The organism is Paenibacillus sp. 01T422, assembly GCF_056398785.1.
This window is the reverse complement of sequence record NZ_JBFTQB010001409.1, coordinates 1-950: the sequence shown is the minus strand read 5'-3', so window position 1 is coordinate 950 and position 950 is coordinate 1. Positions and strand designations below refer to the sequence as shown.

Below are 950 nucleotides of genomic sequence, written 5' to 3'. Positions count from 1 at the left end.
GCTTTACCCTGTATTCCATGATGTCATCCCCTAAATAATAAATTCTTCGAAAACTGGCAACCGCATTGCTCCTGATTTATACCAATCGCGATATTTCACTTTGCATCTGACCACAGGTTTTACATATACATGGTCCTTGCTTTCACCGCTTTTAAATGACTGAAACACAGGCCACATTGATTCACGTGCAGACTGGGTTATTCCTAGCTCAAGTGTACCGATCGGACGGATACGATCACCATCTGGGTAGCCTAGCAGCCAAGAACTTTCCTTCTTGCTGTAACCAGTTATGTAGACCTCTGCCTTTTGGTAGTTGATTACCTTTTGCCATGACCATGAACGGACACCTTTTTCGTATTTCGAGTCTTTTTTCTTCAGAACAATCCCTTCAAGTCCATGTTGGCAAACAATATCAAAGAAATCTTTTGCACTGCCATTGATTGGCCGGACAATTTTATAGTGGTCCGTTTCTTGAAGTGTTTCTTCAAGCAACTGCTTTCGCCGAATTAATGGCAATCCAGTCACGTCTAAGCCTTGGTGGTATAAGATATCAAAAGCCATGAATACGACGGGTTTACGTTTCTTACTTGACCGAAAGCCTCCATTTGTCGCTTCGAAGTCTGCTCGCCCTTGCTCATCAAGAACAACGATTTCCCCATCGAGAATAGTTCCTTTCGGAATCGGCGGATTGTGGAGCTCCGGATACTTAGCTGTTGCGTTTGTGTTTTTTGTATATAGGTTTAATTCTTTCATATTAGATACGATTAATCGAATGCCATCCCACTTCAATTCTGCGAAGGTGGAAATACTATCAAACGGATCATTGTTTTTGGCATATTGTAGTAGCATTGGAGGAATAAACATTATCTTCATCACCCATAATAATGGTACACCTTAGAGTTAACCATGACTAATGGGATTTGAAGGAAGCAGGGAGTCCAATATAATGA

1 protein-coding gene is annotated in these 950 nt (G+C 41.4%); it reads right to left on the bottom strand.

All coding sequences use genetic code 11. From position 1 onward, the window contains the following. Positions 1 to 30: 30 nt before the first annotated feature. Entirely contained in the window at positions 31 to 864 is an 834-nt protein-coding gene (locus AC1DUA_RS39140; protein WP_477504805.1) for an ATP-dependent DNA ligase, read from the bottom strand. Positions 865 to 950: the final 86 nt, after the last annotated feature.

What these genes read in the sequence shown, in the direction of transcription:
- AC1DUA_RS39140 (WP_477504805.1), bottom strand. Translation starts at nt 864, where the DNA reads ATGTTTATTCCTCCAATGCTACTACAATATGCCAAAAACAATGATCCG.